The sequence below is a fragment of the Pirellulales bacterium genome, from assembly GCA_036490175.1.
In the GTDB taxonomy this organism is placed as follows: Bacteria; Planctomycetota; Planctomycetia; order Pirellulales; family JACPPG01; genus JACPPG01.
Genome location: DASXEJ010000240.1, coordinates 1 through 4397, shown reverse-complemented (window position 1 = coordinate 4397; position 4397 = coordinate 1). Strand labels below are relative to the sequence as shown.

Annotated in this window: 4 protein-coding genes; 3 read left to right on the top strand and 1 reads right to left on the bottom strand. The window is 60.9% G+C overall.

Annotation, left to right across the window (positions count from 1 at the left end; genetic code table 11):
- Positions 1–487, top strand: a 487-nt coding sequence (locus tag VGG64_17930) for a heparan N-sulfatase (GenBank protein HEY1601485.1), incomplete at its 5' end; no start/stop codon positions are given.
- A gap of 468 nt (positions 488–955) precedes the next feature.
- On the opposite strand, the gene VGG64_17925 is transcribed toward VGG64_17930, so the two are convergent.
- A complete protein-coding gene (locus tag VGG64_17925) occupies positions 956–2578 on the bottom strand; it encodes a class I SAM-dependent methyltransferase (protein ID HEY1601484.1) in 1623 nt (540 codons plus the stop codon).
- A gap of 568 nt (positions 2579–3146) precedes the next feature.
- Between VGG64_17925 and VGG64_17920 the strand changes: the two genes are divergently transcribed.
- Both VGG64_17920 and VGG64_17915 read left to right on the top strand, forming a co-directional pair.
- Positions 3147–3839 (top strand): metallophosphoesterase family protein, encoded by a 693-nt coding sequence (locus VGG64_17920; GenBank protein ID HEY1601483.1) that lies wholly within the window; start codon positions 3147–3149, stop codon positions 3837–3839.
- Positions 3840–3932: 93 nt separating this feature from the next.
- Positions 3933–4397 (top strand): aldo/keto reductase (locus tag VGG64_17915; protein ID HEY1601482.1); only part of this gene is annotated, 465 nt, incomplete at its 3' end.

Here is a 4397-nt window from a genome sequence, read left to right as displayed (position 1 = left end):
CAGCTCCGTGATCCTCGGCCGCGAACGCAACGACGTGCGGGCCCGGCCCGGCACGCCGGCAGGTTTGGGCTATCCCGTGCGCGGCATTCGCCAAGGCAGCCTCCTGTACTTGCACAACTTCGCGCCCGACCGCTGGCCGTGTGGCAATCCCGAACTGGGCCTGATCGACACCGACGACGGTCCCACGAAGCAATTCATCGAAGGGCTCGGCCAGCAGGACCGCTACTGGCAGTTCTGCTTCGGCAAGCGGCCGGCCGACGAGCTGTTCGACCTGGCGAGCGATCCCGATTGCGTAAAAAACCTGGCCGCCGATCCGGGCTATCGCGAAGTGTTGGCCAAGCTCAACGACCAACTCACGGCCGAACTGAAGCGCCAGAACGACCCGCGCATCCTCGGCCACGGCGACGTATTCGAGAACTACCCCACCTCAAAAGACGAACCCCCGGCGCCGAAAAAGGCCAAGGCCAAGGCCGCCAAGTCCAGTTGAACTACCATTTCTCTCGCCGCGCAAGTCGGAATTCGGTCAACAAGGCGATCGACGACGGCGAACGCGAGAAAACGCCGCGCACAAGTCCACCGCGCGCCAAACCGCCAGCCAGCCGCCAAAAATCCGACCCTTAAAAGCTCTGCCGCAACGAGCGCAACATCCAAAAAGAACTCCACGCCCTCGAGCGCAACATCGCCACGCTGGACGAGCAAAACCGTCAATCCCAGGCTAAGCTCGTCCGGTGCCCCGATCCCATCGAAGCCCTGCGCCTGCACAACGAAGTCACCGCGCCGACCACCCACCTCGCCGACTTCGAAACCCGTTGGTGCGACCTGCAAGCCGAGCTCGAAGGACCGGGCTAGGCGTTTGACTTACTAGAACGCCCAGATTTGAGCCGAATCGAACCAGTCGGGGCCGCTTCACAAACGGTTGGTCTGGCGATCTGCGTTCGCCAGTTGAAGGTGACTGCTATTTCAACACCACACGATCAGGCCAGCCGTGAATGTTGAACCCTTCCACCTCCATGCCGGCGAGTGCCGAGCCTCGGTACAGGTCTCTGCACGACTCATGCGTATGTAGCCGGATCAGGTTCATGCAGATCCGGAGTTGGAGCTGGAGCGTGAGAGGAAGTGCGTCGCCGAACATAGCAAGAGTCGGCACCAAATCATACATGTACCGGCACTGGTCCAGGACGAACACGTCGGTGTACATCGGAGTAATTTTCGCCGTGTATTCGATCCTCTTGAGCTTCTGCAGATTGACGTGGTAGGGGTAGCCATAGACCCCCATCAAAAGGTCGATGGCAAGATTTGGCAGCGGCGTGTCGCAGAACAGTTGGTAGGCAGGAGTGCCTGGGGAGTCGAACCACCGGAAGTGGTCTAGGACCTCGCGGAGCGCATCGCTGCACGCGTCGCTGTTGTGCTGCGCGAAGCCACCGCCGATGCTCTCGAAGTAGTTCCTCACCAACGATACTGCGTTGATGGCGTCGCAAAGTTTCGCGTCCTCCAGCGTGTCCTTGGTCAGTATTTCCAATAGGGCATCATTGCCATTTAGATGATCCCTTGCCAACGCGACGGTCCACAGGAACTGGTATTGATCAGGCGAAAGTTGGCAGTGGCCTGTTGAATCCAGCAGGATGCCAAGCGAAGGCTGGCCGTCCACGGTGACAATCTGGCCGTCCGCAATGGACGCTTCGATTGCACATGCCAGCTTTGCATCGGGCGCGAAGTAAGCCCTCCTAGCTCCCTTCAGTGCCCGGACGCGCCACCACGGCAAGAGTTCACTGGCGAATTCGATCGTGAACCTCGTCACGAAGTCGCTGTAGTAACCCTCGAGGTGCTGTTTGAGGTGGGCATGGAACTCCGCAGGTTTACCGATCCGCTCGATCGCCATCGCGCCGTCGATCTCGCCCCAGGCAGGCTGAAAGTAGCGCGGAGCATACCAGGCGTGAAGCCGTGTGATCCATTCGTCCTCCGTGTCGCGTGGCGTTGCCGCGAAGTTGGTAATCAGAACCGAGAGCGGGCCCAAACGCTGATTCAGGAATAGCTCGCGCAGTACAGTGCTCGTCTTGGGCTTCCCGCCAAACAACGGGCCGCATGCGTCGAAATACACCACGTCGAACTGCTCGGGCACGACTGCGAGGAACTCGTGCAGCGAGCCTTGATGAAGCTTGATCGGCCAACCGCCGTTGTGGAGTTGCTTGGCGGCGGCCTTAAACGCCTGCTCATCCGCCTCGACCGCCCACACGTTCTCCGGCGCTATCCCGAGCGCGAACAACTCATCGAGATCATTGAGCGGGTCCGGCCCACATAAGAACAGCACTTTGAGGTTACTCGGATCGCGCGCCCCCACACGCGACGCGTACACCACCGCCCAGTGCTGCTGCAGGGCCGCCATCGGCTCGGACAGATCCAGCTTCAGATACTCCCGAGCGAAATGCACGCAATACCGGGCGAGGCTGTCGAACCTGCCAACTGGCACCAGCGTGCTGCTTGTGCGCTCCTCCGTGAGGGACCGGACGGCGTGGCGCAGTACGATCTGCCTGACCTTCTTCTTCTGTGGCTGGGAGTAGGTTTGTCTTTTCGCGCTCATCTGCACATCTGCCTGTCGAGACGCATGGAGTGCTCGTTCATTTGGACACGTTGTTAGCCGATCGCGTTCGCGCCACAGTGGCCCATTCTACACGGGCTTTGGCTGCCGGTGATCTTGTGTGCCGTCCGGCCCGCGTCGGTCACATCGCCGGTCGGACCTCGCGCAGCCGGGGCCATCGGAACCGGGGCCACCGGATTCTGCGGCGAATTGCAATTGGTTCGCCTACCGCAGGAGCACCGGGCGATCCACATAGTGTTCTGGCGTCGCACCGAGTACAAGCCGCGATCCGAGCGGCAGACGATCAATCTGCTCGCGAGCCCCCGCAGCGATAAGGAAGGAGCCGGTGACGCAGATGAGACGGGCGCGCCGGCGACGTGTGTCTCCCGGCACGTCGGTCATTCGACCAAGACACTTTTTCTGAATATGGATTCGCCGGTGTGTGCTGCCGAGGCGAGGTACGCTCTCTCCAATGTCGGTTATATTGGCTGGGCCCGGCGGCAGCGGTTGGTGGCCGAACGGGCGTTGCCATTTGCCGATCTGGCGAGTGAAATCAGTCGGAAGCCTTTACATGCGGACGCTTGCGATCGGAGATATCCACGGCTGCTTGACGGCGCTTGATGCGATCCTGGGAGAGGTTGATCCGCAGCCTGAAGATCTGGTCGTGTTGCTTGGCGATTATGTTGACCGCGGTCCGGATTCCAATGGGGTCCTGGAGCGAGTTCTGGCGCTGCGGCAGCGCTGTCGGTGTGTGCCCTTGAAGGGAAACCACGACTTGATGATGCTCGCGGCGCGCGAGGATGAAGAGCATTTTCGCGAATGGCTCCAGTGCGGCGGCAGGCAAGCGCTGGCGTCGTACGGGGCCGGTGAGGATCGGGCGGCTTTCGCCGACGCCATCCCGACCCGGCACTGGCGTTTCCTCAAAGAGGACTGCGCGTCCTATCACGTGGCCGGTGCTTACTTTTTCGTGCATGCAAACGTTTGTCCCGACCTGCCGCTTACTGACCAGCCCGACTACATGCTGTACTGGGAACGTCTGGAACCCACCGTTTGGCGACCGCACGAATCCGGCAAGACGATGATCTGTGGCCACAGTGCCCAGCGTTCCGGACGCCCGCTCGTGCTCGATCATGCGGTCTGCATTGACACCCGGGTGTACGGGGACGGCTGGCTCACTTGCTTAGACGTGCGATCGGAAAAGTATTGGCAGGCAAACGAGCGAGGGGAAAAAAGGACGGGGCACCTGCGTATGAGCGACGATTAAGGTCGGTGTCGAGCGAAACATTTTCCGACCGGCACGCCGAGCACCCGAGGCCGGCTTTTCACACTGATTGATTGCAACCGCAAGGAGAAGCCGATGCAAACAGGCAAACTTGGTACACGCAAACTGGGAAATACCGGCTTGGAGGTTTCGGCCGTGGGGCTGGGGTGCATGGGATTGAGCTTCGCCTATGGGCCGCCCAAGGATAAGCGGGAGATGATCGCGCTGGTGCAGGCGGCTGTGGAACTGGGCGTCACGTTTTTTGATACGGCCGAAGTTTATGGGCCCTTGACCAACGAGGAGCTGGTGGGCGAGGCGCTTGCACCGTTCCGCGAGCAGGTGGTGATCGCGACAAAATTTGGGTTCAAGCCGGCTGCGGAGGGCGAGGTGCGGTGGAGTTTGTTGGATAGCCGGCCCGAGCATATCAAGCGGACCGTCGAGGGGTCGCTCAAGCGGCTGCGGGTCGAGACCATCGACCTGCTCTATCAGCATCGGGTCGATCCCAGCGTGCCGATCGAAGACGTGGCCGGCGCGGTCAAGGAACTGATTCAGCAGGGCAAG